General features: G+C 68.5%; 21 protein-coding genes and 2 pseudogenes. 16 read left to right on the top strand and 7 right to left on the bottom strand.

What is annotated here, in order from left to right:
* The first annotated feature begins 74 nt into the window (after nt 1–74).
* Nucleotides 75–569 carry a 2-isopropylmalate synthase gene (locus tag AWC30_RS13750; RefSeq protein ID WP_085110790.1) on the top strand — a complete coding sequence of 165 codons (495 nt, stop codon included), beginning with the start codon at nt 75–77 and terminating at the stop codon, nt 567–569.
* Nucleotides 570–599: 30 nt separating this feature from the next.
* Here the strand turns inward: AWC30_RS13750 and AWC30_RS13745 are convergent, their stop codons facing one another.
* On the bottom strand, nt 600–2,075 hold the full coding sequence (locus AWC30_RS13745; RefSeq protein ID WP_085110789.1) for a cytochrome P450: 1,476 nt from the start codon (nt 2,073–2,075) through the stop codon (nt 600–602).
* A gap of 127 nt (nt 2,076–2,202) precedes the next feature.
* Between AWC30_RS13745 and AWC30_RS13740 the strand changes: the two genes are divergently transcribed.
* Both AWC30_RS13740 and AWC30_RS13735 read left to right on the top strand, forming a co-directional pair.
* Nucleotides 2,203–2,862 carry a TetR/AcrR family transcriptional regulator gene (locus tag AWC30_RS13740; protein WP_085110823.1) on the top strand — a complete coding sequence of 220 codons (660 nt, stop codon included), beginning with the start codon at nt 2,203–2,205 and terminating at the stop codon, nt 2,860–2,862.
* A 37-nt stretch (nt 2,863–2,899) separates the two neighbouring features.
* Nucleotides 2,900–3,760 (top strand): SDR family oxidoreductase, encoded by an 861-nt coding sequence (locus tag AWC30_RS13735; protein WP_085110788.1) that lies wholly within the window; start codon nt 2,900–2,902, stop codon nt 3,758–3,760.
* A gap of 16 nt (nt 3,761–3,776) precedes the next feature.
* On the opposite strand, the gene AWC30_RS13730 is transcribed toward AWC30_RS13735, so the two are convergent.
* Nucleotides 3,777–4,667, bottom strand: coding sequence for an LLM class flavin-dependent oxidoreductase (locus AWC30_RS13730; RefSeq protein WP_085110787.1), 891 nt, complete (start codon nt 4,665–4,667; stop codon nt 3,777–3,779).
* A gap of 465 nt (nt 4,668–5,132) precedes the next feature.
* Between AWC30_RS13730 and AWC30_RS13725 the strand changes: the two genes are divergently transcribed.
* The 4 genes from AWC30_RS13725 to AWC30_RS13710 all read left to right on the top strand — a co-directional run bounded on the left by AWC30_RS13725 (nt 5,133) and on the right by AWC30_RS13710 (nt 9,601).
* A complete protein-coding gene (locus AWC30_RS13725) occupies nt 5,133–5,372 on the top strand; it encodes a redoxin NrdH (RefSeq protein ID WP_085110786.1) in 240 nt (79 codons plus the stop codon).
* Nucleotides 5,373–5,470: 98 nt separating this feature from the next.
* On the top strand, nt 5,471–5,917 hold the full coding sequence (gene nrdI, locus AWC30_RS13720; RefSeq protein ID WP_085110785.1) for a class Ib ribonucleoside-diphosphate reductase assembly flavoprotein NrdI: 447 nt from the start codon (nt 5,471–5,473) through the stop codon (nt 5,915–5,917).
* A complete protein-coding gene (nrdE, locus tag AWC30_RS13715) occupies nt 5,884–8,052 on the top strand; it encodes a class 1b ribonucleoside-diphosphate reductase subunit alpha (RefSeq protein WP_085110784.1) in 2,169 nt (722 codons plus the stop codon). The genes nrdI and nrdE overlap by 34 nt, the downstream gene beginning before the upstream one ends.
* A 346-nt stretch (nt 8,053–8,398) precedes the next feature.
* Nucleotides 8,399–9,601, top strand: coding sequence for a Fic family protein (locus AWC30_RS13710; RefSeq protein ID WP_085110822.1), 1,203 nt, complete (start codon nt 8,399–8,401; stop codon nt 9,599–9,601).
* Between the two features lie 297 nt (nt 9,602–9,898).
* Here the strand turns inward: AWC30_RS13710 and AWC30_RS13705 are convergent, their stop codons facing one another.
* Nucleotides 9,899–10,504, bottom strand: a complete 606-nt coding sequence (locus AWC30_RS13705; RefSeq protein WP_085110783.1) for a TetR/AcrR family transcriptional regulator — start codon at nt 10,502–10,504, stop codon at nt 9,899–9,901.
* A 191-nt stretch (nt 10,505–10,695) separates the two neighbouring features.
* On the opposite strand from AWC30_RS13705, the gene AWC30_RS13700 reads away from it, so the two are divergent.
* Entirely contained in the window at nt 10,696–11,685 is a 990-nt protein-coding gene (locus tag AWC30_RS13700; protein WP_372507281.1) for an oxygenase MpaB family protein, read from the top strand.
* Nucleotides 11,686–11,691: 6 nt separating this feature from the next.
* Here the strand turns inward: AWC30_RS13700 and AWC30_RS13695 are convergent, their stop codons facing one another.
* Nucleotides 11,692–12,873 (bottom strand): NAD(P)/FAD-dependent oxidoreductase, encoded by a 1,182-nt coding sequence (locus tag AWC30_RS13695; RefSeq protein WP_085110781.1) that lies wholly within the window; start codon nt 12,871–12,873, stop codon nt 11,692–11,694.
* Between the two features lie 167 nt (nt 12,874–13,040).
* Between AWC30_RS13695 and AWC30_RS13690 the strand changes: the two genes are divergently transcribed.
* The 4 genes from AWC30_RS13690 (at nt 13,041) to AWC30_RS13675 (ending at nt 17,743) form a co-directional block, all read left to right on the top strand.
* Nucleotides 13,041–13,778, top strand: coding sequence for a TetR/AcrR family transcriptional regulator (locus AWC30_RS13690; RefSeq protein ID WP_085110821.1), 738 nt, complete (start codon nt 13,041–13,043; stop codon nt 13,776–13,778).
* Nucleotides 13,779–13,872: 94 nt separating this feature from the next.
* Entirely contained in the window at nt 13,873–15,414 is a 1,542-nt protein-coding gene (locus tag AWC30_RS13685) for a flavin-containing monooxygenase (protein ID WP_085110780.1), read from the top strand.
* A gap of 99 nt (nt 15,415–15,513) precedes the next feature.
* Complete coding sequence (gene nrdF / locus AWC30_RS13680) at nt 15,514–16,488, top strand: class 1b ribonucleoside-diphosphate reductase subunit beta (protein ID WP_109562071.1); 975 nt, start codon at nt 15,514–15,516, stop codon at nt 16,486–16,488.
* A gap of 25 nt (nt 16,489–16,513) precedes the next feature.
* Nucleotides 16,514–17,743 (top strand): MFS transporter, encoded by a 1,230-nt coding sequence (locus AWC30_RS13675; protein ID WP_272937752.1) that lies wholly within the window; start codon nt 16,514–16,516, stop codon nt 17,741–17,743.
* On the opposite strand, the gene AWC30_RS13670 is transcribed toward AWC30_RS13675, so the two are convergent.
* On the bottom strand, nt 17,721–18,770 hold the full coding sequence (locus AWC30_RS13670) for an NAD(P)-dependent alcohol dehydrogenase (protein WP_085110777.1): 1,050 nt from the start codon (nt 18,768–18,770) through the stop codon (nt 17,721–17,723). The genes AWC30_RS13675 and AWC30_RS13670 overlap by 23 nt on opposite strands.
* Nucleotides 18,771–19,040: 270 nt before the next feature.
* On the opposite strand from AWC30_RS13670, the gene AWC30_RS13665 reads away from it, so the two are divergent.
* A complete protein-coding gene (locus tag AWC30_RS13665) occupies nt 19,041–20,894 on the top strand; it encodes a hypothetical protein (RefSeq protein WP_085110776.1) in 1,854 nt (617 codons plus the stop codon).
* On the opposite strand, the gene AWC30_RS13660 is transcribed toward AWC30_RS13665, so the two are convergent.
* On the bottom strand, nt 20,887–21,963 hold the full coding sequence (locus AWC30_RS13660) for an ABC transporter substrate-binding protein (RefSeq protein ID WP_372507280.1): 1,077 nt from the start codon (nt 21,961–21,963) through the stop codon (nt 20,887–20,889). The two genes, AWC30_RS13665 and AWC30_RS13660, sit on opposite strands and share 8 nt — an antisense overlap.
* 190 nt (nt 21,964–22,153) lie before the next feature.
* Between AWC30_RS13660 and ctaD the strand changes: the two genes are divergently transcribed.
* From ctaD to AWC30_RS13645, 3 genes and pseudogenes are all read left to right on the top strand, one after another.
* A complete protein-coding gene (ctaD, locus tag AWC30_RS13655) occupies nt 22,154–23,878 on the top strand; it encodes an aa3-type cytochrome oxidase subunit I (RefSeq protein WP_085110775.1) in 1,725 nt (574 codons plus the stop codon).
* A 33-nt stretch (nt 23,879–23,911) separates the two neighbouring features.
* Nucleotides 23,912–25,147 (top strand): phosphoserine phosphatase SerB, encoded by a 1,236-nt coding sequence (gene serB / locus AWC30_RS13650; RefSeq protein WP_085110819.1) that lies wholly within the window; start codon nt 23,912–23,914, stop codon nt 25,145–25,147.
* A gap of 208 nt (nt 25,148–25,355) precedes the next feature.
* Nucleotides 25,356–25,997 (top strand): annotated as a pseudogene (locus AWC30_RS13645) (IS1634 family transposase); the annotation flags it as partial.
* A gap of 48 nt (nt 25,998–26,045) precedes the next feature.
* Here AWC30_RS13645 and AWC30_RS13640 read toward each other — a convergent pair.
* Nucleotides 26,046–26,669, bottom strand: a pseudogene (locus tag AWC30_RS13640) (IS256 family transposase); the annotation flags it as partial.
* Between the last annotated feature and the right edge of the window lie 77 nt (nt 26,670–26,746).

The raw sequence follows: 26,746 nt of genomic DNA, 5'->3' as shown, positions 1-26,746 counted from the left end.
ATCCGGACCGGCCTCCCGCTGCGGGTCGGATCCCTGCCCGTCGGTCACCCTCCGAAATCCGAGGAAGCCGACACATGACCAGCCGTTTCATTCACTCCAGCCCGTCGATCGACGCCAACACCTGGTTCGTCGACCGGTTCGGGGTGGCACTGCCGCGCGGGTTGCGCGAGCAGGCCGAGACCATGGACTGGGGCCAGTTCGTCACCACCTACGGTTACCCGTCCGGCTGCTCGGGACCGTTGCGGTTGGGCCAGTGGTCCCGGGGCCGCACCCGCTCGCTGGGCTCCTGCCGATACCGCGCCACCATCGCCCACGGCGACGACGTCCGCACCGACACGGCGGTGGCCAGCGGTCCGATCGCCGCGGTCACCGCGATGCTGCACGAGCACGGCGTCACCGTGGAGACGGTGCGGTTCCACCAGATGCGCTCCGGCGACGGGCACACCGTGACGTTCGTCTGCGGCAGCGACGGCGCCCGCACCGAGTGGGCGATGGGCTGGGCCCGCGACGCCACCGAATCCGCGCTGCGCGCGGTGATCGGTTGCGCCAACCGGCTGCTGGCCGACTGAGCCGGCGCCGAAACCCGCCCGAAAGCCGGCTCAGCGCTTGCGCAGCACCATCGGCATACCGTCCATCGGCAGCGGCATGCCGCCGTAGTCCCAGCGCGGCTGGTAGTCCGGGCGGGCCAGCTCGAGCCGGTACCGGCGCAGCATCCGGTGCAGGATCGTCTTGACCTCCAGGCGGCCGTAAACCATCCCGATGCACTTGTGCGCACCACCGCCGAACGGCGCCCAGGCGTAGCGGTGCTTCTTGTGCTCCTCGCGCGGCGGCAGGAACCGCTCCGGGTCGAACTTCATCGGGTCGGTGTAGAGCTCGTCGAGCCAGTGGTTGGCGCCCGGCCAGATGACCACGTTGGTGCCGGCCGGCACGTAGTAGCCCATCAGGTCGGTGTCGCGGACGGTCTGGCGCATGTTGAACGGCAGCGGGGTCACCAGCCGCAGCGACTCGTCCATCACCAGGTCGAGGGAGCCCAGCGATTCCAGCGTCTCGATGTCCAGCGGGCCGTCGCCGATGCGGTCAGACTCCTCGCGGGCGCGGTCCTGCCACTCCGGGTGGGCGGCCAGGTGGTAGGCCATCGTGGTCACCGTGGAGGTGGTGGTGTCGTGGGCGGCCATCATCAAGAAGATCATGTGGTTGACGATGTCCTGGTCGGTGAAGGTGTTGCCGTCCTCGTCCTGGGCGTGACACAACGCGGTCAGCATGTCGGTGCCGTCGGAGTTGCGGCGCTGCTTGACCCGCTCGACGAAGTACTCCTCGAGCACCTTGCGGCCCTGCAAGCCCCGCCACCACTTGAACGGCGGCACCCCGGTGCGGATGATCGCCCCGCCGGCGCGGGTGGTCTGCTCGAACGCCTTGTTGACCTTGGTCAGCAGCACCTGGTCGGTGGAGGGGTCCTGGCCCATGAACACCACCGAGGCGATGTCGAGGGTCAGTTCCTTCATCGCCGGGTACACCAGGAACCGGGGGTCGTCGGTGGGCCAGTCCTGCACGGTCTTGCTGGCCCACCGGTCCATGTCGGCGACGTAGCTGGCCAGCTTGGGCCGGGTGAAGGCCTGTTGCATGATCCGCTTGTGGGCGAGGTGTTCCTCGAAGTCCAGCAGCATCAGGCCCCGGTCGAAGAACGGGCCGATCACCGGGAGCCAACCCTTCTGGGAGTAGTCCTTCTTCCGGTTGGCGAAGACGGTCTGGGTGGCGTCGGGTCCCATCGCCACGATCGACGGCAGGATCGGTGAGTCGGCGAAGGTGACCGGCCCGCGCGTCTCGTAGAGGAACTTCGGGTATTCCGGGCCGCCGCGGAACATCTCGATGATGTGGCCCAGCAGTGGCAGGCCGGAGTCACCGCGGATCGGTTTGAGGTCGCTGCCGGCGGGCGGTTCGGCCAGGGTGTGCTGCTTCCAGTTCACGGTCAGCAGCGCCTTCTCCACCATCGCCATGCCGGGGATGGTGTTCAGCGTCGGGGTGAACCGGCGCTTGGCCTGATCGAGCAGGTAGTGGGGGGTGCTGATGGTGGCCATCGACGCTCCTTGGCGGTGAACGGGTCGGAGGAAACGGGCAGCGTGTCGCGACGGCTGTGGTGGCCGTCACGTATTCGCTATCCCACCCCGAAATTTGACGCCTGTCAAGTTTTGCCCGCGGTGTGGCCTGGTGCATGGTAGGCAGGTGAGCACCGAACAGCGGGCAGGCACGGCAGCGCCCCAGCGTCGTGGCGACAAGCAGCGACGGGCGATCCTCACCGCGGTGCGTGAACTGCTCGAGGAGCGGCCGCTTGCCGAGTTGTCGGTCAGCGCGATCAGCGACCGCGCCGGGGTGGCGAGATCGGGCTTCTACTTTTACTTCGAGTCCAAGTACGCGGTGCTCGCCCAGATCATGGCCGAGGCCACCGCCGAGTTGGAAGAGCTCACCGCGTTCTTCGCTGCGCGCGGGGCGAACGAGACCCCGGCCGCGTTCGCCCGGCGCATGGTCGGCAGCGCCGCGCTGGTGTTCGCCCACAACGACCCGGTGATGGTGGCCTGCAACGAGGCCCGCTACAGCGACGCGCAGATCCGCGAGATCCTCGATCAGCAGATCGACACCGTCGTCGAACAGGTCATCGTGATCGTGCGCGCCGAGATCGCCGCGGGCACCGCCCACCCGATCAGCGACGACATCCCGGTGCTGGTGCGCACGCTGTGTGCGACCACCGCGACGATGCTCACCGGCGACACCACGTTTCTGGGGCCCGACGCCGACGTCACCCGCGGCCTGCGGGTGCTCGAGGCGCTGTGGCTCAACGCGCTGTGGGGCGGCCAACTCGCCGATTAGTCACTGCGGCGGCCGGCGGCGACGATATCGTCGGCGGATGGCTGTGAAGGACTTCGCGGGTAAGAGATGTTTCATCACCGGGGCCGCCAGCGGCATCGGGCGGGCGACCGCGCTGGCGCTGGCCGCCGAGGGCGCGGAGCTGTTCTTGACCGACCGCAACGCCGACGGGCTGGCCGAGACCGTCGCCGACGCCCGAGCGTTGGGCGCTCAGGTGCCCGCGCACCGGGTCATCGACATCGCCGACCACGACGACGTGGCCGCCTTCGCCGCCGACATCCACGCCGGCCACGGCGCCATGGACGTGGTGATGAACATCGCCGGAATCTCGGCCTGGGGCACGGTGGACCGGCTCAGCCACGACCAGTGGACCCGGCTGGTCTCGATCAACCTGATGGGCCCGATCCACGTCATCGAGGAGTTCATCCCGCCGATGCTGGCGGCCGGGCGCGGCGGTCAGCTGGTCAACGTCTCCTCGGCGGCCGGGATCGTCGCACTGCCCTGGCACGCCGCTTATAGCGCGTCCAAATACGGGCTGCGCGGCGTGTCGGAGGTTCTGCGGTTCGACTTGGCCCGGCACGGCATCGGCGTGTCGGTGGTGGTGCCCGGCGCGGTGCGCACCCCGCTGGTCAACACGGTCGAGATCGCCGGGGTGGACCGCGACGACCCGCAGGTGCAGAAGTGGGTGGACCGGTTCTCCGGCCACGCGGTCACCCCGGAGCGGGCGGCCCGCAAGATCCTCGCCGGGGTGCGCCGGAACCGGTTTTTGATCTACACGTCGGTGGACATCCGCGCGCTGTACGCGTTCAAGCGGGTGGCCTGGTGGCCGTACAGCGTCGCGATGCGGGTGGTCAACCGGTTCTTCACCCGGGCGCTGCTGGGGTCCGCCGACCGCGGCTGACCGGGTCGGCCGGCGATCAGCCGCGCCGCTCGGCCACCGCCGCCCGCACCGCGGGCACCACTTCGGCGGCGAACCGGCGGACCTGGCCGATGTCGTCGCCCGGGGTGCCGAACAGGAACGTGTCCATGCCGGTCTGCACCGCCAGTTCGGTCAGCGTGGCCGTCCACTGCTCGACCGTGCCGGTGAACGGGTCGGCGGCCGCGGTGTCGCCGATCGTGCCGAACACGTTGTAGATCCGCGTGATCGCCGCCGGGTCGCGGCCGGCCGCCCGCGCGCCGTCGTCGATGCGCTGCTGCATCGCGGGCAGCTTCTCCGGCGGGAAATAACTGTTGGACGGCACCCAGCCGTCGGCGCTGCGGCCCAGGAACTCCAGCAGTCGCGGCCCGCCGACACCCAGCCAGATCCCCATGTCGTGGGCCGGGGTCGGTCCGGGGTGCACCCCGGCGAGTCGGTAGTGGCGGCCGTCGAAGCGCACCGAGCGCTGACCGGACCACATCAGCCGGGTCACCTGCACGGCCTCCTCCAGCGCCTCGGCGGCTTCCCGGGGGGTGCGGTCGGCACCGCCCATCGCCGCGATCGCCGGCCAGAACGCGCCCGCGCCCAGTGCCAACTCGAACCGGCCGCCGGAGATGACGTCGAGGCTGGCCGCGGTCTTTGCCAGTACCGCGGGTGGGCGCAGCGGCAGGCTGGCGACATCGGGGAACACCCGCACCCGGCGGGTACGGGCCAGCAGCATCGGCATCAGCGCCCAGGTGTCGAGGAACTTCGACTGGTAAGGGTGGTCCTGCACCCCGATGAGCTCGAACGATTCGTCGGCGATCTCGGCGAGGGCGAAGGTGTTGTCCAGCAGGGCGGCCTCCGGGGAGACGAACAACCCGAATCGCAGCGGTCGACCGTAGTCGGTCACGGTGGTCCTCCTCGCCGGTTCCCGCCGCACCCGTGGCGGGTGCGGGTCCCGCCAGCCTACCGAGAAACGAGTTTGCTGCGAGCGGTACCGACGCCGGCCGCCACCGGCCGGTGTCCGACCCCGAGGGTAAGTGTGGTGAGCGACACGAACGGGGACGCATTGTGAGCTGCGACACGCCGAGATCGGGGCTGGGCGCAAGCTTGCGACCAGGGAATTCCATGAATGTCGTTCAGAACATCTTGTATCCCTTCCCCTTGTCAGCCACTAGGTGTAGTGTTCACAGTGCCGCCGGGCCCGACGAAGACCGGGCCATCCGGAACCGGGGAGAAGTTCCCGAACCCCGGGTCGGCGCGGCCCCGCAGAGCCGGGGATTCGCCGCCCGACGGCCCGCTGACCAGCGGTGCCGACGCAGTGTTTGATAGTTGCTCACCCTTCCAGCCCCTGCCACCGAGGAGTCGTTCGACGATGAACATCACCGTGTACACCAAGCCGGCATGCGTGCAGTGCAACGCCACCCACAAGGCGTTGGAGAAGGAAGGCATCGCCTACCGGTCGGTGGACATCTCGCTGGACTCCGAAGCCCGCGACTACGTAATGGCGCTGGGGTACCTGCAGGCGCCGGTGGTGGTGGCCGGTGACGACCACTGGTCGGGGTTCCGGCCGGACCGCATCAAGGCCCTGGCCGCGACGGCACTGAGCGCCTGAGCGCGGCCGCCGCGATCCGTCGGCGGCGAACCGGGGTAATCGCAGGTCCTGAATCACACGCCGGAGAACCGGCACCAGTCGCGGAGGGAGGTCAACCGATGGGCGACCGTCTGGTGTACTTCTCCTCCGTCTCGGAGAACACCCACCGTTTCATCCAGAAACTGGGCCTGCCTGCCATCCGGATCCCGCTGCACGAGCCGATCGAGGTCGACGAACCCTACGTGCTGGTGGTGCCCACCTACGGCGGCGGCCGGCACACACCGAGCGTCACCGACAGCGGCTACGTGCCCAAACAGGTCAAGAAGTTTCTGAACAACGAACACAACCGGGCGTTGTTGCGCGGGGTCATCGCCGCAGGCAACAACAACTTCGGTGCCGAATACTGCTACGCCGGCGAGGTCATCTCGCGCAAATGCGGCGTGCCCTACCTCTACCGCTTCGAACTCATGGGAACCCCCGACGACGTGGACACCGTCCGTGCGGGATTGGCTGACTTCTGGAAGGACGAGACATGCCAGCAACTGTCGCAACTGCAGAGCCTGTGACCACCACGGCTCCGGGCGCGGGTAGCGAGACCGACTACCACGCGCTCAACGCGATGCTCAACCTCTACGACGCCGACGGTCGGATCCAGTTCGACAAGGACGTCGCGGCGGCCCGGCAGTTCTTCCTGACCCACGTCAACCAGAACACGGTGTTCTTCCACAACCAGGACGAGAAGCTCGACTACCTGATCCGGGAGAACTACTACGAGCGCGAGGTCCTCGACCAGTATTCGCGCAACTTCGTCAAGACGCTGCTGGATCGCGCCTACGCCAAGAAGTTCCGCTTCCCGACGTTCCTTGGCGCGTTCAAGTACTACACCTCCTACACGCTGAAGACCTTCGACGGCAAGCGGTATCTGGAGCGCTTCGAAGACCGCGTCGTGATGGTGGCGCTGAGCCTTGCCGGCGGGGACACCAAGCTCGCCGAACGGCTGGTCGACGAGATCATCGACGGCCGGTTCCAGCCGGCCACGCCCACCTTCCTCAACGCCGGCAAGAAGCAGCGCGGCGAGCCGGTGAGCTGCTTCCTGCTGCGCATCGAGGACAACATGGAGTCGATCGGCCGCTCGATCAACTCCGCACTGCAGCTGTCCAAGCGCGGCGGGGGAGTGGCGTTGCTGCTCACCAACATCCGCGAATACGGCGCGCCGATCAAGAACATCGAGAACCAGTCGTCGGGCGTCATCCCGATCATGAAGCTGCTGGAGGACTCGTTCTCCTACGCCAACCAGCTCGGCGCGCGCCAGGGTGCCGGTGCGGTCTACCTCAACGCCCACCACCCCGACATCTACCGCTTCCTCGACACCAAGCGGGAGAACGCCGACGAAAAGATCCGGATCAAGACTCTCTCGCTGGGTGTGGTGATCCCCGACATCACCTTCGAGCTGGCCAAGAAGAACGAGGACATGTACCTGTTCTCGCCGTACGACGTCGAGCGCGTCTACGGGGTGGCCTTCGCCGACATCAACGTCACCGAGAAGTACTACGAGATGGTCGACGACCCGCGGATCCGCAAGCACAAGATCAAGGCGCGGGAGTTCTTCCAGACCGTGGCCGAGCTGCAGTTCGAGTCCGGATACCCCTACATCATGTTCGAGGACACGGTGAACCGGGCCAACCCGATCGCGGGCAAGATCACCCACTCGAACCTGTGCTCGGAGATCCTGCAGGTCTCCACGCCGTCGCTGTACAACGAGGACCTGTCCTACGCCAAGGTGGGCAAGGACATTTCGTGCAACCTGGGGTCGCTGAACATCGCCAAGGCGATGGACTCGCCGGACTTCGCCCAGACCATCGAGGTGGCGATCCGGGCGCTGACCGCGGTCAGCGACCAGACCAACATCTCCTCGGTGCCCTCGATCGAGCAGGGCAACAACGACTCCCACGCAATCGGGCTCGGGCAGATGAACCTGCACGGCTACCTGGCGCGCGAACGGATCTTCTACGGGTCCGAAGAGGGCGTCGACTTCACCAACATCTACTTCTACACGGTGCTCTACCACGCCCTGCGGGCCTCGAACCGGATCGCGATCGAACGCGGCACCCACTTCAAGGGTTTCGAACAATCCACCTACGCCAGCGGTGAGTTCTTCGACAAGTACACCGACGGGATCTGGGAACCCAGGACCGACAAGGTGCGCACCCTGTTCGCCGACGCCGGCATCCGCATCCCCGACCAGAACGACTGGCGCCGGCTCAAGGAATCGGTGCAGGCCAACGGGATCTACAACCAGAACCTGCAAGCGGTGCCGCCGACCGGGTCGATCTCCTACATCAACCACTCGACGTCGTCGATCCACCCGATCGTGTCGAAGGTGGAGATCCGCAAAGAGGGCAAGATCGGCCGGGTCTACTACCCGGCGCCCTACATGACCAACGACAACCTGGAGTACTACCAGGACGCCTACGAGATCGGCTACGAGAAGATCATCGACACCTACGCCGCGGCCACCCAGCACGTGGACCAGGGGTTGAGCCTGACGCTGTTCTTCAAGGACACCGCCACCACCCGCGACGTCAACAAGGCGCAGATCTACGCCTGGCGCAAGGGGATCAAGACGCTGTACTACATCCGGCTGCGGCAGATGGCGCTGGAGGGCACCGAGGTCGAGGGCTGCGTGAGCTGCATGCTCTAGGCGGTTTCAGTTCGTCGAGCAGGCCAGGGGAAACGCTTCCTGGCCTGCTCGCTTCGCTAGAAGGCCGCGAGCGTGTGGCTGGCCGACAGGCCGACGTCGAGCGCGGCCGGTGGCGCTCACCGGAGGTGGCGGCCGCAACGCACCACCGGGTTTGTTGGGTTGCCACCCTGACCTTCAATGCGGACGGAATGCTGGAAGGGGCCGCGCCTCCCATGATCATCCGGCGGCGTTGCCGGCGCTGTGAGCCGCGTCCCGCCGCGGTGCACGCCAGACAGCGACCAGGAGAAATGATGCTAGTGTCCGGTGGTAGCATCATTTAATTAGTTAAGTGATGCTACTGTGGGTGATGGCATCAGATAGCACGGCTGTGGGTGTCGAGACGCTGACCTGGCAGCCCGCCACTCAGGCCGGATACGGACTGGCTGACCAACACGCCGCGATTCGTCAGTCCGGCGACTACCAGGCCGCCATCACCGCCGACATCGCCGAGCTACAGGTGGCGCTTCCCTCCGCCGTGCTGGCCGCCGCCGAGGACGCCAGCCATGAGATCGCGCGATTCGACTCCGAGCTGGGCGACGAAATCGCCCCGTTCGCCGCGGTGCTGCTGCGATCGGAGTCGGCAGCCAGCTCCAACATCGAGAACCTCACCGCCTCGGCCCGCGCCATCGCCGAGGCAGAATCCCTCGGTGGACCCACGCGCCGCAACGCCGCGATCATCGTGGCCAACACCGCCGCCATGCAGGCCGCGGTCCGGCTGGCCGACCGCATCGACGCCGACGCGATCCTCGACATGCACCGCGTGCTCATGCACGCGAGCACACCGGCCGCCGCGGGTAACTGGCGCGACGAGCAGGTGTGGATCGGTGGCGGGCCGTTCGGCCCGCGCGGGGCGGACTACATCGCCCCGCACCACCGCCGTGTGCCCGCCGCGATCGACGACCTGATCGCCTTCGCCGGTCGCGTTGACGTTCCCGCGCTGGCGCAGATCGCCATCGCCCACGCGCAGTTCGAGTCCATCCACCCGTTCACCGACGGCAACGGGCGCACCGGCCGCGCGTTGGTGCAGGCGATGCTGCGCAACAAGGGTCTGACCCGCCACGTCACCGTGCCGGTCTCGGCGGGCTTGCTCGCCGACACCGACGCCTACTTCGCGGCGCTGACCGCTTACCGTGACGGCGACACCGTACCTATCGTGGGCCAGCTGTCTCAGGCGGTGGTGCTCGCGGTCGCCAACGGCCGGCAACTGGTGGCCGAGCTGCGCGACATCCGCGCCGGGTGGGCCTCGCGCATCACCGCCCGCCGCGACTCCGCGGTGCACCGAGTCGCCGACCTGCTGATCAAGCGGCCGGTGTTCAACGCCGCGCTGCTGCGCCGCGAGCTGGGCATCACCACCGGCAACGCGCGTCGCTACATCGACCCGCTGGTCGACGCGGGGATCGTGGTGGAGTTCACCGACCGCACCCGCAACCGCGCGTGGCGCGCGCCGGAAGTGCTCGCCGCGCTCGACGCCTTCGCCGAGCGGGCCGGTCGACGGCGGTGGAGCAACTGAGCGGTGGGTGTCGGTCCGGTGTGAGCAACTCGTCCGAGGTCTGCCCTGAAAGATGGAAAGCAGTTTTGGCTCTGCGACTACATTCCCCAAAGCCTGGACTTCGAACGCGCCCGAGCCCCCGCGATCGAACGTCTCACTGCGTTGCTTGAGTCGGACGACGTCGGCGCCTTACGCGTACCGGCCGATATGCGCGACGGAGTGCTCCTCGCGAACTGGCGTCGGCCGCACTCCTATCTCGATCCGGCAGTGCGGGCGTGCTGCTTCCGGTCTCGGGTGCGTGTCCTCCCTGCCGGAGACTCACCGCGCCGACACGTCCACCGGCCGCACCATGGCCAGCGCCAGCGGCAGAAGGTGCTGGCGCGCATAGCGTTCCGCGTCGGCGCGGCTGGTCAACGGTTCGCGCACCCGCTGGGTGAGAACCAGTGAGTGGGTGAGACGGACGAAGATCTCCGCCAGGCCCTGCGGATCATCGATCTCGACCCCGCCGTGGCGGGCGGTGTCGGCGATGTGCCCGGCGAGGTAGTTGACGGCCAACTCCAGTGCCGGTCCCGCGCCGGTGGTCAACGCGGGCAGGACGGCTTCGGGATCGGTCTCCAGCGTGCGGCTGAGCATCGGATGGGTGCGGACCCGCCAGTAGATCCCGGTGAACCCGGCGACGAATCGATCCTCGTAGTCGTCCAGCGCGGCGACCTCGTCGTCGACGGCGGCGAGAATCGAGTCGGTCACCGTGCCGAGGGTGGCCACCAGCAGATCCTTCTTGGTCGGCCAGCGCCGGTAGACGGTCATGTGCGACACGCCGGCGCGCCGGGCGATCTCCTCCACCGACGCGCGCCGTACCCCGAAGTCGAGGATCGTCTGCAGCGCCGCCTCGAGAATGCGCTCGCCGGTCTGATCGCCAGACATGACCACATGGTCCCACACGATGCTTCCCGCTTCGGTGTAAGGATGTTAGTTTATGTCTAACTTACTAACATCGGGAGGTTGGGATGACCGAACTGCTCACCGACATCGACCGGCCCATCGACGCCCAGGACGGCACCGACGGCACCGACGGCCTGGACCTGCTGGCGGGCCCGGGCTTGCGCCCGGCGGTGATGGCCGACTTCCGCAAGCACATCGGCAGCGTGCTGACCGGCGTGTTCGGCGGGGTGCTGTTCGACGAGGTGGCCCGGGTGCCGATCGCGGCGTCGGTCGACCACACCGGCCGGTTCCGGGAGAACTTCACCGACCGGGCGTTGCGCAGTGGGTTCAGCGGGCAGGCGATCCTCGCCGATGCGGCACAGCGCAGAAAACACGCCCGCTGGCTGATCGACCAGCACCGCACCGTCCGCGGCACCGGGGTCGGCGAATACGACGGGGTCCGCTACAGCGCACTGGACCCGGACCTGTGGCTGTGGATCATCGCCAGCGCGGTGCACGCGATCCTGGTCGCCTTCCCGGTGGTCACCGGGCACACCCTGCGGCCCGCCGAGAAGGAGGCCGCCTACCAGTACCTGCGCCATCTCTTCGGTGAGCTGGAGCTGCCCAGCAGGCGGGGAAAACTGCCTGCCACCGCCGAGGAGTTCGACGCCTATTACGACAAGACCGTCGCCACCGAGTTGGAGGCCAACGGGTTCCTGCGCCACCAGTTCGCCACGCTCACCCGGCTGCCGCTGCCCAGCCTGCTGCTGCCGAAGTGGATGCGGCCGGTCCTCACCCCGCCGTGGCTGGTGGTGCGGCCGGTGGCCGGCCGCGTCGTGCAGGTCTGCTCGGCCAAGACCATGCACCCCGACGTGCTGGCCATGATCGGCTTCGAACTCAAACCCCACCACGACGCCGAATTCGCGCTCTACAGCGCGCTGCTGCAACTGGCCTGGCGGGTGCTGCCCGACCGGCTGAAGCTCGAACCCATCCACTACAACCGGGTGCGCCTCGACGCGTTGCGCGCCCGCTACCGCGACACCGCGCGCGGCCGTGCCCGCTACGAGCGCTCGGTGCACCGGCTGAACCGGCAGAACACCTGGCTGGCCCGCTTCTACGACCGGTACGGTCTGGAGACGTTCGCGGTCCCCGAAGGGCGCAGCGGCGGTTGCCCGTTCGGCTGACCGGCCTCAGTAGCGGTGCGCGGGCCCCTGGGCCTTTTTGTACAGCGCCTTGAGCATCCGGTCGCGGAACGCGGCGTTGTCGATCAGCCGCACCCCGGCGTCGGCGACGCGCGGATAGCCCAGCAGCTTGTGGAAGTAGCGACCGCGCCGGTACTCCCGGCCCCAGGCCTCCTGCATCCGCTGGGCGTAGTTGGTGAAGTCGTCGGGGCCGGCGTTGGTCAGCGCCGCGACCGCGCATTCCCCGGCCGCCATCCCGGACTCCAGCGCCTTGGAGATGCCCGCCCCGCTGGCCGGTTTGCCCGCGCCCAGCGCATCGCCGGCGAACAGCACCCCGGGCCGCCACGGCGGCCAGGCGGTGAACCCCATCGGCAGCCGCCAGGCGCGCACGCTCTTGGACTTCTTCAGCTCGCCGATGTCGGGCAGCTCCCAGTCACGCGGCAGCGTGCGCAAGAACTCCCCGAGGAACGCGGTGGCGTTGATCGACTGCCAGTTGCGGTAGCTGTTGACGTAGCCCAACCCGATGTTGAACCGGCCGCCGCCCATCGGGAACACCCACCCGTAGCCGGGCAGCTGGTCGCCCTCGAAGCGCAGCCGCAGATAGATGTCCAAGCTGTCGGAGTCCGGCCGGTTGGCGTCCATCTCGGCGCGGATGGCGATCGCCGAATAGCCGTTATAGGCCGAATCCAGCTTCAGCGCCCGCTTGATCGGGGAGTAGGCGCCGTCGGCGGCGATCACCGCGTCGGCCAGGACCTGCTCGCCGCCCTTGAGGCTCACCCCGGTGACCCGGCCGCGGTCGTCGAGGACCGGCCCGGCGACCTCGGCGGATTCGCGGACCTCCGCGCCGGCCGCCGCGGCGTGGCGCAACAGCATGGTGTCCAGCGTGGTGCGGCTGACGGTGTGGCCGTGATCGGGCATGCCCGGACGGCGCGGGAAGGACAGCTCCCAGTGGCTGGGGCTGTACACGCACACCCGGTTGACCCGGTGGAAGGTCGCGACCTGTTCGGCCAGCCCCATCTTCTGCAGGTAGCTGACGGCCCGGGCGGTCAGCCCGTCACCGCACGGCTTGTCGCGGGGGAACTGCGCCTTGTCCAGCAGCACGACACTGGCGCCGGCCTGGCGGGCCTGCCAGGCGGCCGCCGACCCGGCCGGACCGCCGCCGACGATGGCCAGATCGAATCGCTGTGTCACCGCTTTTCTCGCCCTTCCGAGGTTGATTGCGGTGCCTACGCTACCGACGCCGACCCGCCGGAGAAAATCCGACTCCGCTGCCATCCGGGTGTCGGTCGCGGTGTCTCGGCAGGTCAACACGGCTATGCCGGGCGGTGGCGGCAGTACGGGCGAGTACAGTGTGGGACGTGCGCAGACCAGCCCGGCCCAGCCCCGCCGAGCGGCCCGACGGCAAAGTCGACGCCCGGCGGGAACGCTGGCGCGAGCACCGCAAGAAGGTGCGGGCCGAGATCGTCGACGCCGCCTTCCGCGCCATCGACAAGCGCGGGCCGGAGCTGAGCGTGCGGGAGATCGCCGAGGAGGCCGGCACCGCGAAGCCGAAGATCTACCGGCACTTCACCGACAAGTCCGACCTGTTCCAGGCGGTCAGCGAGCGGATGCGCGACATGCTGTGGGCGGCGATCTCCTCGGCGATCGACGTCACCACCGACTCCGCCGACGAGGTCATCCGCAAAGGCGTGGAGCAGTACGTCGGGCTGGTCGAACAGCACCCCAACGTGCTGCGGTTCCTGATCCAGGGCCAGTTCACCGAGCAGTCCGCATCGACGTTGCAGGCGCTGCAGGAGGGCCGCGAGATCATCCTGGCGATCGCGGAGATGTTCAGCAACGAACTGCGCGAGATGCAGCTGGACCGCGACGCGATCGAGCTGGCCGCGTTCGCGACGTTCGGGTCGGTCGCCTCGGCCACCGACTGGTGGCTCGGCCGCGACACCGGCAGCGAACGCCGGATGGCCCAGGACGTCTTCATCGAGCACCTCAGCACGATCCTGTCCGGCACGGTGACCAGCACCGCCGCGGTGCTGGGGGTCACCATCGACCCGGGCCTGCCCATCCACGCCGCCGTCCCGAGCCGCGCCGCCAGCTGACGCCCCGGGCGGGCCGGCCACCGTTGACAGCCGGCGGCGGGCGCGGCCACACTGGGAAGTATCCGGTACCGCAGGTCCCAGGAAGGGGTGCGTCATGACCGTCACCGAGCAACCCACCGGGCCCGCCGCGACCGACCGGCCGGTGGTGCGGACCGGCGCGCTGATCATCGGCACCGGCTTCTCCGGGCTGGCCATGGGCATCGCCCTCCAGCGCCGCGGCATCGACTTCCTGATGCTGGAGAAGGCCGACGACCTCGGCGGCACCTGGCGGGACAACACCTACCCGGGGTGCGCCTGCGACATCCCCTCGCACCTGTACTCCTACTCCTTCGAACCCAAGCCGGACTGGGAGTATCTGTTCTCCTACCAGGGCGAGATCTTCGACTATCTCAACGGCGTCGCCGACAAGTACGGCCTGCGCCGCTACATGGTGTTCGGCGCGCTCGTCGACCGCGCCCACTGGGACGACGACGAATACCGCTGGCATGTCTTCACCACCGACGGAAGGGAATTCGTCGCCCGCTTCCTGATCTCGGCGGCCGGCGCACTGCACATCCCGTCGGTGCCGGACTTCGCCGGCCTTGAGGATTTCCGGTCCGCCGGCGGTGCGGCGTTCCACTCCGCGCAGTGGGACGACAGCGTCGAGTTGACCGGCAAGCGGGTCGCGGTGATCGGCACCGGCGCCAGCGCGATCCAGATCGTGCCGGAGATCGTCGACCGGGTCGGCGGTCTGCAGCTCTACCAGCGCACCCCGGCCTGGGTGATCCCGCGCACCAACGAAGCGATCCCCGAACGGCTGCGCCGGGTCCTGACCGTCGTTCCCGGCGCCCGGCTGGCGCTGCGCACTGCGATCTACGGGCTGCAAGAGGCGGTGGCCGTCGGCATGACCCGCTGGCCCGGGCTGCTGCGCATCGGGGAAGTGTTGGGCCGCTGGAACATCCGCCGCGGCGTCAAGGATCGGGTGTTACGGCGCAAGCTGACCCCGCACTACCGGCTGGGCTGCAAACGCATCCTGAACTCCTCGACCTACTATCCTGCGGTCGGCGACCCGAAGACCGAGCTGATCACCGAGGGCATCGACCGGTTCACCGCCGACGGCATCGTCACCGCCGACGGCACCGAACGCCACGTCGACGTCGTCGTCTTCGCCACCGGCTTCCACGTCAGCGACTCCTACACCTACGTCGACATCAAGGGCAGCGACGGCGAGAGCCTGGTCGACCGGTGGAACACCGAGGGCATGGCCGCCCACCGCGGGGTCACCGTGGCCGGGATGCCCAACCTGTTCTTCCTGCTGGGCCCCAACACCGGGCTGGGCCACAACTCGATGGTGTACATGATCGAATCCCAGGTCCACTACGTCGACCAGGCGATCGCCGCCGCCGAGAAGGCCGGCGCGCAGGCGCTGACCCCGATCCGCTCCGCCCAGGACCGGTTCAACGCCGACCTGCAGCGCCGGCTGGCCCGCTCGGTGTGGAACACCGGCGGGTGCTCGAGCTGGTACCTCGACGAACACGGCAAGAACCCGGTGCTGTGGGGCGGGTTCACCTGGCAGTACCGCAACGCCACCCGCCGGTTGCGCCCCGCCGAGTACCGGTTCCTCGGGGTCGCCCCGGCGGCCGGACCGGGTCGCTGACGACGACACGACAACACAACTTCTAGTGTTGCCCGAACTTGTCGGCCCCCAGGGGTAGTGTCGTCAGCCACGGGTATCGGCGTTCGAAGTGGGGTAGCGGTGACTGGACGAGTGAAGCTGATCGATCGGGTTTCGGCGATCAACTGGAACCGGGTGCACGACGAGAAGGACCTCGAGGTCTGGGACCGGCTGACCGGGAACTTCTGGCTGCCGGAGAAGGTGCCGGTGTCCAACGACATCCAGGCCTGGGCGACGCTCACCGACAAGGAAAAAGAAGTCACCATGCGGGTGTTCACCGGGTTGACCCTGCTGGACACCATCCAGGGCACCGTCGGCGCGGTCAGCCTGATCCCCGACGCGCTGACCCCGCACGAGGAGGCCGTCTACACCAACATCGCCTTCATGGAGTCGGTGCACGCCAAGAGCTACAGTCAGATCTTCTCCACGCTGTGCTCGACCACCGAGATCGACGAGGCGTTCCGCTGGTCGGAGGAGAACACCAACCTGCAGCGCAAAGCGGAGATCGTGCTGCGCTACTACACCGGCGACGAGCCGCTCAAACGGAAGGTGGCCTCCACGCTGCTGGAGAGCTTCCTGTTCTACTCCGGCTTCTACATGCCGATGTACTGGTCCAGCCGCGGCAAGCTCACCAACACCGCCGACGTCATCCGGCTGATCATCCGCGACGAGGCCGTGCACGGCTACTACATCGGCTACAAGTACCAGCGCGGGCTGGCGATGGCGGACGAAGCCCGGCGCCAGGAGCTCAAGGACTACACCTACGAGCTGCTCTTCGAGCTCTACGACAACGAGGTGGAGTACACCCAGGACCTCTACGACGACATCGGACTGACCGAGGATGTCAAGAAGTTCCTGCGCTACAACGCCAACAAGGCGCTGATGAACCTCGGCTACGAGGCGCTGTTCCCGCGCGACGAGACCGACGTCAACCCGGCGATCCTCTCGGCGCTGAGCCCCAACGCCGACGAGAACCACGACTTCTTCTCCGGGTCGGGCTCCTCGTACGTGATCGGCAAGGCCGTGGTGACCGAGGACGAGGACTGGGAGTTCTGAGGCCGCTTCTCCTGCGCGACGGCTCGTGACCGGACCGGTGGCGACCCCCGCAGCAACCCTGCGGGCGCGCCCCGGAGTGCAACTCGCACTGGCCACCTGGGCGTCGCTGGTCAACTTCTGGGCGTGGAACCTGATCGGCCCGTTGGGGACCCGCGAGGCGACGTTGATGTCGCTGACCGGCAACCAGGAGGCCCTGGTGGTCGCCACCCCGGTGCTGGTCGGCGCGCTCGGGCGGATGGTGACCGGACCGCTGACCGACCGGTTCGGCGGACGCATCATGTTCGTCGTCGTCTCGGTTGCTTCGGTCCCCCCGGTGATCGCGGTCGGCGCCGCCGAGACGTGCGAGTCCTACCCGCTGCTGCTGGCGGCGGCGTTCTTCCTCGGGATCGCGGGATCGGTGTTCGCGATCGGAATCCCGTTCGCCAACAACTGGTATGAGCCGTCCCGCCGCGGGTTCGCCACCGGCGTTTTCGGCATGGGCATGGTCGGCACCGCACTCTCGGCGTACTACACCCCGCGGTTCGTGCGCTGGTTCGGGCTGATGCCCACCCACCTGTTGGTCGCCGCCGCACTGCTGGTGACCGCCGCGGTCTGTGCGGTGGCGATGCACCCCGGCCCGGTGTTCGTTCCCAACACCGATCGGTTGGTGCCGAAGATCCGTGCGGCCCTGCGGTTGCCGATCACCTGGGAGATGTCGCTGCTCTACGCGGTGGTGTTCGGCGGGTTCGTCGCGTTCAGCAACTACCTGCCCACCTACATCAAGACGATCTACGGCTTCTCGCCGGTGGAAGCGGGCACCCGCACCGCCGCGTTCGCGCTGGCCGCCGTACTCGCCCGGCCGGTCGGCGGCATGCTCGCCGACCGGATCGCACCCAAATACGTGGTGCTGGCCTCGCTGACCGGTGTCGTGGCGCTGTCGGCGGTGGCGGTGTTCCAGCCGCCGGCCGACGTGTGGTCGGCGGCGACGTTCATCGCGCTGGCCGTCGCGCTCGGGGTGGGCACCGGCGGCGTGTTCGCCTGGGTGACCCGGCGGGCCCAACCCGGCTCGGTCGGCACGGTCAGTGGGATCGTCGCGGCCGCAGGCGGATTGGGTGGCTTCTTCCCGCCGCTGGTGATGGGCGCCACCTACGACCCGGTGCACAACGACTACACGATCGGGCTGGTGCTGCTGGTGGTGACCGCGGTGCTCGCGCTCGGCTACACCGCGGTGCGGATGCCCGCCCGGCTGCCGGTCAGATCGTCGCCGTGTCGATGACGAACCGGTAGCGCACGTCGGAGCCCAGCACCCGCTCATAGGCGGTGTTGACGTAGTCGGCGTCGATCAGCTCGATCTCCGGCCGCACGTCGTGCTCGGCGCAGAAGTCCAGCATCTCCTGGGTCTCGGCGATCCCGCCGATCATCGAACCGGACAGGCTGCGGCGCATCCCGGCCAGCGGGAACGGCGGCACCGCCATGTCGTGTTCGGGCATGCCCAGCTCCACCAGGGTGCCGTCGACCTTGAGCATGTTCAGGTAGGCGCCCAGGTCCAGGTTCGCCGAGACGGTGTTGAGGATGACGTCGAAGCTGTTACGCAGCGTCTTGAAGGTCTGCTTGTCGCTGGTCGCGTAGTAGTGGCTCGCGCCGAGGCGCAGTCCGTCCTCCATCTTCTTCAGCGACTGGGACAGCACGGTGACCTCGGCGCCCATCGCCGCACCGAGCTTGACGCCCATGTGGCCCAGCCCGCCCAGACCGACCACCGCGATCTGCGAGCCGGCGCCGACCTTCCAGTGCCGCAGCGGGGAGAACAGCGTGATCCCGGCACACAACAGGGGAGCGGCGGCATCCAGCGGGATGGCGTCCGGGATGCGCAGCACGTAGTTCTCGTCGACGACGATGGCCTGGCTGTAGCCGCCCTGGGTCGGCTCGTCGAAGCGGCGGTTCACCGAGTTGTAGGTGCCGACCATGCCGCCGCCGGTGCAGTACTGCTCCAGCCCGGCCCGACAGCTCGGGCATTCGCGGCAGGAGTCGACGAAGCAGCCGACCCCGACCCGGTCGCCGACCCGGTACTTGGTGACCTCGGCGCCGACCGCGCTGACCACCCCGGCGATCTCGTGGCCGGGCACCACCGGGTAGTTCGGCTGGCCCCACTCGGCCTTGACGGTGTGGATGTCGGAGTGGCAGATCCCGGCGAACTTGATGTCGATGGCCACGTCGTGCGGCCCAGGGTCGCGGCGGGTGATCGTGGTCTTGGTCAGCGGTGCGGTCGCCGACGTGGCGGCGTAAGCGGAAACGGTCGTGCTCATCTGGCTATCCCTCGTAGATCTCTCGTTGTGCGATTCGTTCGTGCAATCCGGCTACCAACGGCGCAGCCGCGGCGCTTGGCCCGGCCGGCACCCTAGTTGTATAGCTTAGCGAAGTTAAATTGTCGGTGCGCCCGCCCGATCGGGTGGCCGGGTGCCCTCATCCCACGGTAGGGGCCACAACGCCGTGGTGAAAGCCGCGCCCGCCCACCGGCAGCGCGTGAAGGTGATCTCCGCCACGCCGAGGTCGGGGGACGCGGCTATCGTCGGGCCATGTCCGCATGCCCGCCGGTGACGCATCTGGTCCTGTACAAACACGGCGTGGCCTTCGTGGTCCACCGCGGACCCGCCGACGGCGCGGTCACCCTGACCGTGCGCCGCGACGACATGCCCGACGTCCTCAAGTCGCTGGTGGTCTCCGGCGCCGACGCGGCGGTCGGCGCGATCACCTTCGACACCCCGGTGGACCCGCCGCACGACCCGGACGGATACCCGCTGGCGCCCTACTCCACCACCGCGTTGCGCGACCTGCTCGACGGGCTGCGCGGCCGCAGCGTCGAGGTGCAGCAGGCCGAGGCGACGTATCGCGGTGAGGTGATCGGGGTCGATGAGCCCGGGGCGGGGGAGCGCGCCCTGCTGCTGCGAACCGGGGCGGGCCGGGTGCAGATCGTCGAGCTGGCCGCCGTCGGGCGGCTCACCGTGCTCGACACCGGCGCGCGCGAGGAACTGGTCCGGCTGCTCGACCGCGCGAAGGCGGCGACCGCGGGACCGCACTGCGCGATCGGGGTGGACCTGCGCGGCCGCGCCGCCGAGGTCGAGCTGTCCTACCTGGTCGCCGCACCGATGTGGCGGGTGTCCTACCGGCTGATCCGCGACGGGGAGCGGGCCACCCTGGCGGCGATGGGGATCCTGCACAACCCGGTCGATGAGGACCTGACCGACATCACCGTCACGCTGACCACCGGCCAGCCGCACTCCTTCGACATCGACCTGTACCACCCGCGGCAGGTGCGGCGCACCGTGGCCGAGGAGCGCCAGCGCGTCGTCGAAGAACAGATGATGCGCGGCGCGCCCCGTGCGGCCGCGACCGTCCTGTCCGGGGTCCCCGACTTCGCCGACTCCTACGGCGAGGCGGCCGAGGAGGTCGACGCCGCCGACAGCGGCGAATACTTCGAATACCGGCTCACCACCCCGGTCACGCTGGCGCGGGGCAGCGCCACGATGGTGCCGCTGGCGGTCGCCCCGGTCGGGCAGGTGCGCCGGGAGTTGGTGTGGCAGGTCGGTTCCGCGCCCGCCCCGCAGATCGCGATCGCCTTCGTCAACGACACCGATCTGGTGCTCGAGGAAGGCCCGGCGGTGATCTACGAGCACGGCGGCTACGCCGGCGAGGCGATGCTGGGCTTCACCGCCCGCGGCGCGCGGACCCGGCTGAGTTTCGCCAAAGACCTGGCCGTGCACTGCACCGGCACCGTCGCCACCGCCACGGTCACCGTCGGGGTGCGCCTGGCCGACACCGCCGCGATCGAGGAACAACGCGTCGAGCAGCGCCACGCGCTGCGGCTGCGCAACGACCACCCCGATGAGGTGGAGGTGATCGTCGAGCTGCCGCGCCGGGCCGGCCACCACATCACCGGCGACGACACGGCGGCCCTGCTCGACGACGGCGACCCGGACTTCCACCGGTTCGCGGTCACCGTCGCCGGTCACCGCACCGTGGGCGCCACCGTGCTGGAGACCTGGCCGGTCTACCGCGACATCGGCTACGGCGAACTCTCCCCGGCCCACCTCGACGCCTGGCTGGCCGGGCGCGCGCTGGACGCGGCGACCATCGGGGAGCTGTCCGGGGTGCTCGCCGAGCAGCAGCGCGCCGACGCCCTGGACGCCCAGCGCGACCGGCTCGACGCCGAGCGGACCGATCTGCACGCCGCGGCGAGCCGCATCACCGAGCAACTGCAGGTGCTGCGCACCGACGGGGACGAGGGCCGGCTGCGGGCCCGCCAGGTCGGCGCGCTGGGAGAGCTGCAGGACCAGGTGGCGGTGCTGGACGCCGAGATCCGCCGGCTGGGTGCGGAGGCGGCGGCCGCGCGGGAAGCGGCGGCCGCGCAGTTGCAGCGGCTGCTCAGTTGATCGGGGCGTTGACCCACTGCAGATCGTCGAGGATGCCGCGGGCGGCTACCAGGTTCTGGCCCGCCTGCCACACCTCGTTGTTGACCACGAAGACCCGGTTGTCGGCGTTGGCCGACAGGGCGCGCCACGCGTCGCTGTCGAAGATCCGCGGCGCCCGCTCCCGGGCGGTGGCGGTCGCGAACGACACGTAGACGATGTCGGCGTCGGCGGCGGAGAAGTCGGCGCCGTCGAGGTCGGCGGTGTCGACCTCGATGAACGGGCGGTCGGTGAACCGCTGGGCCGGCGGGCGATCCAGCCCCGCCTCCTTGAGCACACTGCCCGGGAAGTTCACCGCGCCGAAGATGCGCACGCCGTCGTCGGTGAACTGCACGATCGAGGCCTGGTAGTGCGCGGTGTCGGCCTTGGCGGCGAGCTGGCGGGCCGCCTCGGCGAAACCGTCGAGCAGCCCGTCGGCGGCCCCGGCCCGCCCGGTCGCCGCCGCCACGGTGCGCAACTCACCTTGCCAGCGGGCGCCGGCCGCGGTGGTGAACACCGTCGGCGCGATCTCGGCCAGCTGCGGGTACAGATCGGCGCTCGCGGCCACCGAACCGAGGATCAGATCCGGCTCGGCGCCGCGGATCGCGGCGAGGTCGGGTGCGTCGGGCGAGCCCACCGTGGGCAGGTCGTGGATGACGGTGCCCAGGTAGGAGGGCTGTGCGGCGGCGGCCACGATCCGCGACTGCAGGCCCAGGGCGCACAACGCGTCGAGTTGGTCGACGGCCAGAACCACGATGCGCTGCGGGTCGGCCGGGACCTCCACGGTCGGCGGGGCGACGCCCTCGGCGTTGTCGACCCGGTGTGGCCCGCCCTCGGCGGGGGCCGGTTCGGCGGCACACGACTCGTCGGGGCGACGCTGATTCCCGAGCACCCCGGCACCGGCGATCATCGTGGTGCTGGTGATCACCGACGTCGACGGGGCGGACCCGCCGGTGGTGTCGGTGGCGCACCCACCGGTCGCGGCCAACCCGAGGCCAGCCAGCGCCACGACGGCGCGGAACCCGCGGCGCGGTCGCGCACCACCCCTGAACACGCGGTTGACGGTAACACCCGGGTGGCGCAAGATTGGGCGCGGCACGATTACGACAGTTCGTAGGACATCGGTGCGACAGAGGTGGGTCCGGGGCCAACACGGCTCGCTGCGGACGCTACGATCTGTACTAGTGATCCCTCACGACCGCTGACTGTGCCCCAGGGACGCCGGACTGATATTTGGAGGACCCGTGACAGCCGAAGCCCCCCCGCGCGGAGAACTCGAGGCAAACCGCCCGTACCCACCGCGCACGGGCCCCAAGGGTGACCTGCTGTACAAGATGGTGACCACCACCGATCACAAGCTGATCGGCATCATGTACGTGGTCACCTGCATGTTCTTCTTCGGCGTGGCCGGGCTGATGGCGCTGTTCATCCGCGCCGAGCTGGCGGCGCCGGGACTGCAGTTCCTGTCCAACGAGCAGTTCAACCAGCTGTTCACCATGCACGGCACGGCGATGCTGCTGTTCTACGCGACGCCGATCGTGTTCGGGTTCGCCAACCTGGTGCTTCCGCTGCAGATCGGTGCACCCGACGTGGCGTTCCCGCGGCTGAACGCACTGTCCTACTGGCTGTTCCTGTTCGGGTCGCTGATCGCGCTGGCCGGCTTCATCACCCCCGGCGGCGCCGCCGACTTCGGCTGGACCGCCTACACGCCGCTCAGCGACGCGATCCACTCCCCGGGCCCCGGCGGTGACTTCTGGATCGTGGGTCTGGCCGTGACCGGTCTGGCCTCCATCCTGGGCGCGGTCAACATGATCACCACCGTGGTCTGCATGCGCGCCCCGGGCATGACCATGTTCCGGATGCCGGTGTTCACCTGGAACATCCTGGTCACCTCGCTGATGGTCCTGATCATCTTCCCGCTGCTGACCGCCGCGCTGCTCGGCCTGGCCTACGACCGCCACCTCGGCGGGCACATCTACGACCCGGCCAACGGCGGCATCATCCTCTACCAGCACCTCTTCTGGTTCTTCGGCCATCCCGAGGTGTATGTGATCGCGCTGCCGTTCTTCGGGATCGTCAGTGAGGTCATCCCGGTGTTCAGCCGCAAGCCGATCTTCGGTTACACCACGCTGATCTTCGCCACGATGGCGATCGCGGCGCTGTCCACCGCGGTGTGGGCGCACCACATGTTCGCCACCGGTGCGGTGCTGCTGCCGTTCTTCTCGTTCATGACCTTCACCATCGCGGTGCCCACCGGCATCAAGTTCTTCAACTGGATCGGCACCATGTGGAAGGGGCAGTTGACCTTCGAGACCCCGATGCTGTTCTCGGTCGGGTTCCTGGTGACCTTCCTCGCCGGCGGGTTGACCGGGGTCATGCTGGCCGCGCCGCCGCTGGACTTCCACGTCACCGACACCTACTTCCTGGTGGCGCACTTCCACTACGTGCTGTTCGGCACGATCGTGTTCGCCACGTTCGCCGGCATCTACTTCTGGTTCCCCAAGATGACCGGCCGGCTGCTCGACGAGCGGCTGGGCAAGGTGCACTTCTGGCTGACCTTCATCGGTTTCCACACCACGTTCCTGGTGCAGCACTGGCTGGGCAACGAGGGCATGCCGCGCCGCTACGCGGACTACCTGGACACCGACGGCTACCAGCCGCTGAACATCGTGTCCACCATCGGTTCGTTCATCCTGGGCGTGTCGCTGATCGTGTTCGTCTGGAACGCGTTCAAGAGCTGGCGCTACGGCGAGGTCGTCACCGTCGACGACCCGTGGGGCTACGGCAACTCCCTGGAGTGGACCACCAGCTGCCCGCCGCCGCGGCACAACTTCACCGAGCTGCCCCGGATCCGTTCGGAGCGCCCCGCGTTCGAGCTGCACTACCCGCACATGGTGGAGCGGATGCGCGCCGAGGCCCACATCGGCCGCAAGCACGCCGAAGAGCCGGCCGCCCTGCCGTCCAGCTGAGCGCGCACGGGTTCCGATGACGCGGTGCTGCCGGTGAGCGCTGCCGCGAAGGTGACGGTGCTGATCACCGTCACCGGTGTCGACCGGCCCGGCGTCACCTCGGCGCTGTTCGAGGTGCTCGCCCGGCACAAGGTCGCGCTGCTCAACGTCGAGCAGGTGGTGATCCGCGGTCGGCTGACGCTGGGCGTGCTGGTGTCGGCCGAGCCGGACGCGGTGGCCCACAACGGGTTCCGCACCGAGGTCGAGGAAGCCATCCACGCGGTGGGTCTGGACGTCACGATCGAGCGCAGCGACCACCTGCCGATCATCAAGGAGCCGTCCACCCACAAGATCGTCGTGCTGGGCCGGCCGGTCACCGCCGAGGCGTTCGGTGCGCTGGCCCACGACGTGGCCGCCCTCGGGGTCAACATCGACACCATCCGCGGCATCTCCGACTACCCGGTCACCGGCCTGGAGCTGCGGGTCTCGGTCCCCAACGGCGTCGGGGAGCAACTGCAGACCGTGGTGGCCCGCGCCGCCGCCGACGAGCACCTCGACGTCGCGTTCTCCGACATCAGCCTGTCCGGGCAGGCCAAGCGGCTCATCGTGTTCGACGTCGACTCCACCCTGATCCAGGGTGAGGTCATCGAGATGCTCGCCGACCGGGTCGGTCGCCAGGCCGAGGTGGCCGCGATCACCGAGGCCGCGATGCGCGGGGAGCTGGACTTCGCCGCCTCGCTGCGCCAGCGGGTGGCCACCCTGGCCGGGCTGTCCGCCGACGTGCTCGACGACGTCGCCGACCGGCTGGTGCTCACCCCCGGCGCGCGGACCACGCTGCGAACGCTGCGCCGGCTCGGCTATTACTGCGGGGTGGTCTCCGGCGGGTTCCGGCAGGTCATCGACCCGCTGGCCCACGAGTTGGCGCTGGACTACGTGGCCGCCAACCAACTGGAGGTCGTCGACGGCCTGCTCACCGGCCGGCTGGTCGGACCGATCATCGACCGGCCCGGAAAAGCCAAGGCGCTGCGCGATTTCGCCCGCGACGCCGGGGTGCCGATGAGCCAGACCGTCGCGGTGGGCGACGGCGCCAACGACATCGACATGCTGGCCGCCGCCGGGCTGGGGGTGGCGTTCAACGCCAAGCCGGCGCTGCGCGAGGTCGCCGACGCCTCGCTGAGCTACCCCTACCTGGACACGGTGCTGTTCATCCTGGGTGTCACCCGCGGCGAGATCGAGGCCGCCGACGCCGTCGACGGCACCGCTCGCCGGGTGGAGATCCCGCCGGTCTGATCGCCCCGCGGCCGGTCGCCCGCGAGCCCGGTTGAGCGTTACCAGCCACTGTGGCAACAAGATACGGGGTCGAGTACCGAGGGCCTAAGGAGAAACTCACACCTGAGTTTGGACACCCCGGCCTACTTTCCCGTTTGATAATTGGTTGACCTGCGGTTTCTATCGCGTGGGTGGGTGTTTTGGGGTACTAAACCGGTAGGTTCGTGCGGTGGCGTACGTGCGGAAGGTGCGCACCGCCTCGGGCGCAGTGGCGGTGCAGGTAGCGCGCAAAGACCAGGGCCGGGTGGTGATCCTGGCGCATCTGGGGTCGGCACACACCGACGCTGATCTGGGCATTCTGCTGGAGCAGGCCACGGCAATGGTGGTCGGCGGTCAGGCAGCGCTGGATTTCGAAGTGGCCGCCCGTGCCCAATCGATGGCCGATGTGGCCGATTTCCGTGAGCAGACGTTGATCGCCGAACAGCCCAAGTCGACGGTCGCGGCCCCGGTGGTGCCGCCGGGGCGCACGGTCGGGGCCAGCTCGCGTCTGCTCTACGACATCCTCGGCCACGTCTATGACTGGCTCGGGTTCGATACGGTCGGCGATGCGGTGTTCCGGGATCTGGTGATTGCACGGATCGTCGAGCCGACCAGCAAGCTCGACGCGTCACGAGTGTTGGCTGATCTCGGCGCCCAACTGGTGTCCTACAAGACCATTGACCGCCATGTCCGCAAGATCCACGCCAGCGGACACCGCGACATCATCGCCGAGAAATGCTTCGCCTACGCCACCGACTGCGGTGGGCTGTCCCTCATCTTGTACGACGTGACCACCCTGTATTTCGAAGCTGAATCCGAGGACTCGCTGCGGGGCCTGTCAAGTTAAGTGTGTAAGTGGTTGCGGCCATTGATGTTCGGGTTATAGGGGTAGTCGGTCGGGGAATTGGATGGCTAGTGCGTTGAGTGCTTGGGTCCATCCTCGGGTTCCCGTCCCGGCGGTTGGTCCTCTTTTCTGGTTGATGTTGCGGATGGCGAGGTAGAGCAGTTTCATTGCGGCGGCGTCAGAGGGGAATGAGCCGCGGGCTTTGGTGACCTTGCGTAGCTGGTAGTTCAGCGATTCGATAGCGTTTGTGGTGTAGATGATCCGTCGGATCTCGGCGGGAAACGCCAGGAACGGGGTGAAGTCGGACCAGGCGCGTTCCCAGACCGCGACCGCACCCGGGCATTTGGCGCCCCATTCGGCCTTAAACGCCTCGAACGCCAATCCGGCGGCGTCCTCGGTGGGGGCGGTGTAGATGGGGCGCATCGAGGCGGCCATCTTGGAGCGGTCGGTGTAGGAGACGTAGCGCATCGCCGAGCGCAGCAGATGCACCACGCAGGTCTGCACGATCGCGTCCGGCCAGACCGCGTTGATCGCTTCAGGCAGGCCCACCAGCCCATCGCAGCAGGCGAACAACACATCCCGGCAGCCCCGATTACGCAACTCGGTGAGCACGCCGTGCCAAAACTTCGCGCCCTCGGTCTGCTGGATCCAGATGCCCAGTGAGGGGGACCCGTTTGGTGGTCCAGCCGCTATGCGACTTTCGGTTGGTGGGTCGCGGCCCACTGTAGGGCAAACTC

Source organism: Mycolicibacillus trivialis (genome assembly GCF_002102395.1).
Lineage (GTDB): Bacteria > Actinomycetota > Actinomycetes > Mycobacteriales > Mycobacteriaceae > Mycobacterium > Mycobacterium triviale.
The sequence above is the reverse complement of the archived record's forward strand: the minus strand, read 5'-3'. Positions and strand labels throughout refer to the sequence as shown.

What these genes read in the sequence shown, in the direction of transcription:
- AWC30_RS13750 (WP_085110790.1), top strand. Translation starts at nt 75, where the DNA reads ATGACCAGCCGTTTCATTCACTCCAGCCCGTCGATCGACGCCAACACC.
- AWC30_RS13745 (WP_085110789.1), bottom strand. Translation starts at nt 2,075, where the DNA reads ATGGCCACCATCAGCACCCCCCACTACCTGCTCGATCAGGCCAAGCGC.
- AWC30_RS13735 (WP_085110788.1), top strand. Translation starts at nt 2,900, where the DNA reads ATGGCTGTGAAGGACTTCGCGGGTAAGAGATGTTTCATCACCGGGGCC.
- AWC30_RS13725 (WP_085110786.1), top strand. Translation starts at nt 5,133, where the DNA reads ATGAACATCACCGTGTACACCAAGCCGGCATGCGTGCAGTGCAACGCC.
- nrdI (WP_085110785.1), top strand. Translation starts at nt 5,471, where the DNA reads ATGGGCGACCGTCTGGTGTACTTCTCCTCCGTCTCGGAGAACACCCAC.
- nrdE (WP_085110784.1), top strand. Translation starts at nt 5,884, where the DNA reads ATGCCAGCAACTGTCGCAACTGCAGAGCCTGTGACCACCACGGCTCCG.
- AWC30_RS13710 (WP_085110822.1), top strand. Translation starts at nt 8,399, where the DNA reads ATGGCATCAGATAGCACGGCTGTGGGTGTCGAGACGCTGACCTGGCAG.
- AWC30_RS13705 (WP_085110783.1), bottom strand. Translation starts at nt 10,504, where the DNA reads ATGTCTGGCGATCAGACCGGCGAGCGCATTCTCGAGGCGGCGCTGCAG.
- AWC30_RS13700 (WP_372507281.1), top strand. Translation starts at nt 10,696, where the DNA reads ATGGCCGACTTCCGCAAGCACATCGGCAGCGTGCTGACCGGCGTGTTC.
- AWC30_RS13685 (WP_085110780.1), top strand. Translation starts at nt 13,873, where the DNA reads ATGACCGTCACCGAGCAACCCACCGGGCCCGCCGCGACCGACCGGCCG.
- AWC30_RS13670 (WP_085110777.1), bottom strand. Translation starts at nt 18,770, where the DNA reads ATGAGCACGACCGTTTCCGCTTACGCCGCCACGTCGGCGACCGCACCG.
- AWC30_RS13665 (WP_085110776.1), top strand. Translation starts at nt 19,041, where the DNA reads ATGTCCGCATGCCCGCCGGTGACGCATCTGGTCCTGTACAAACACGGC.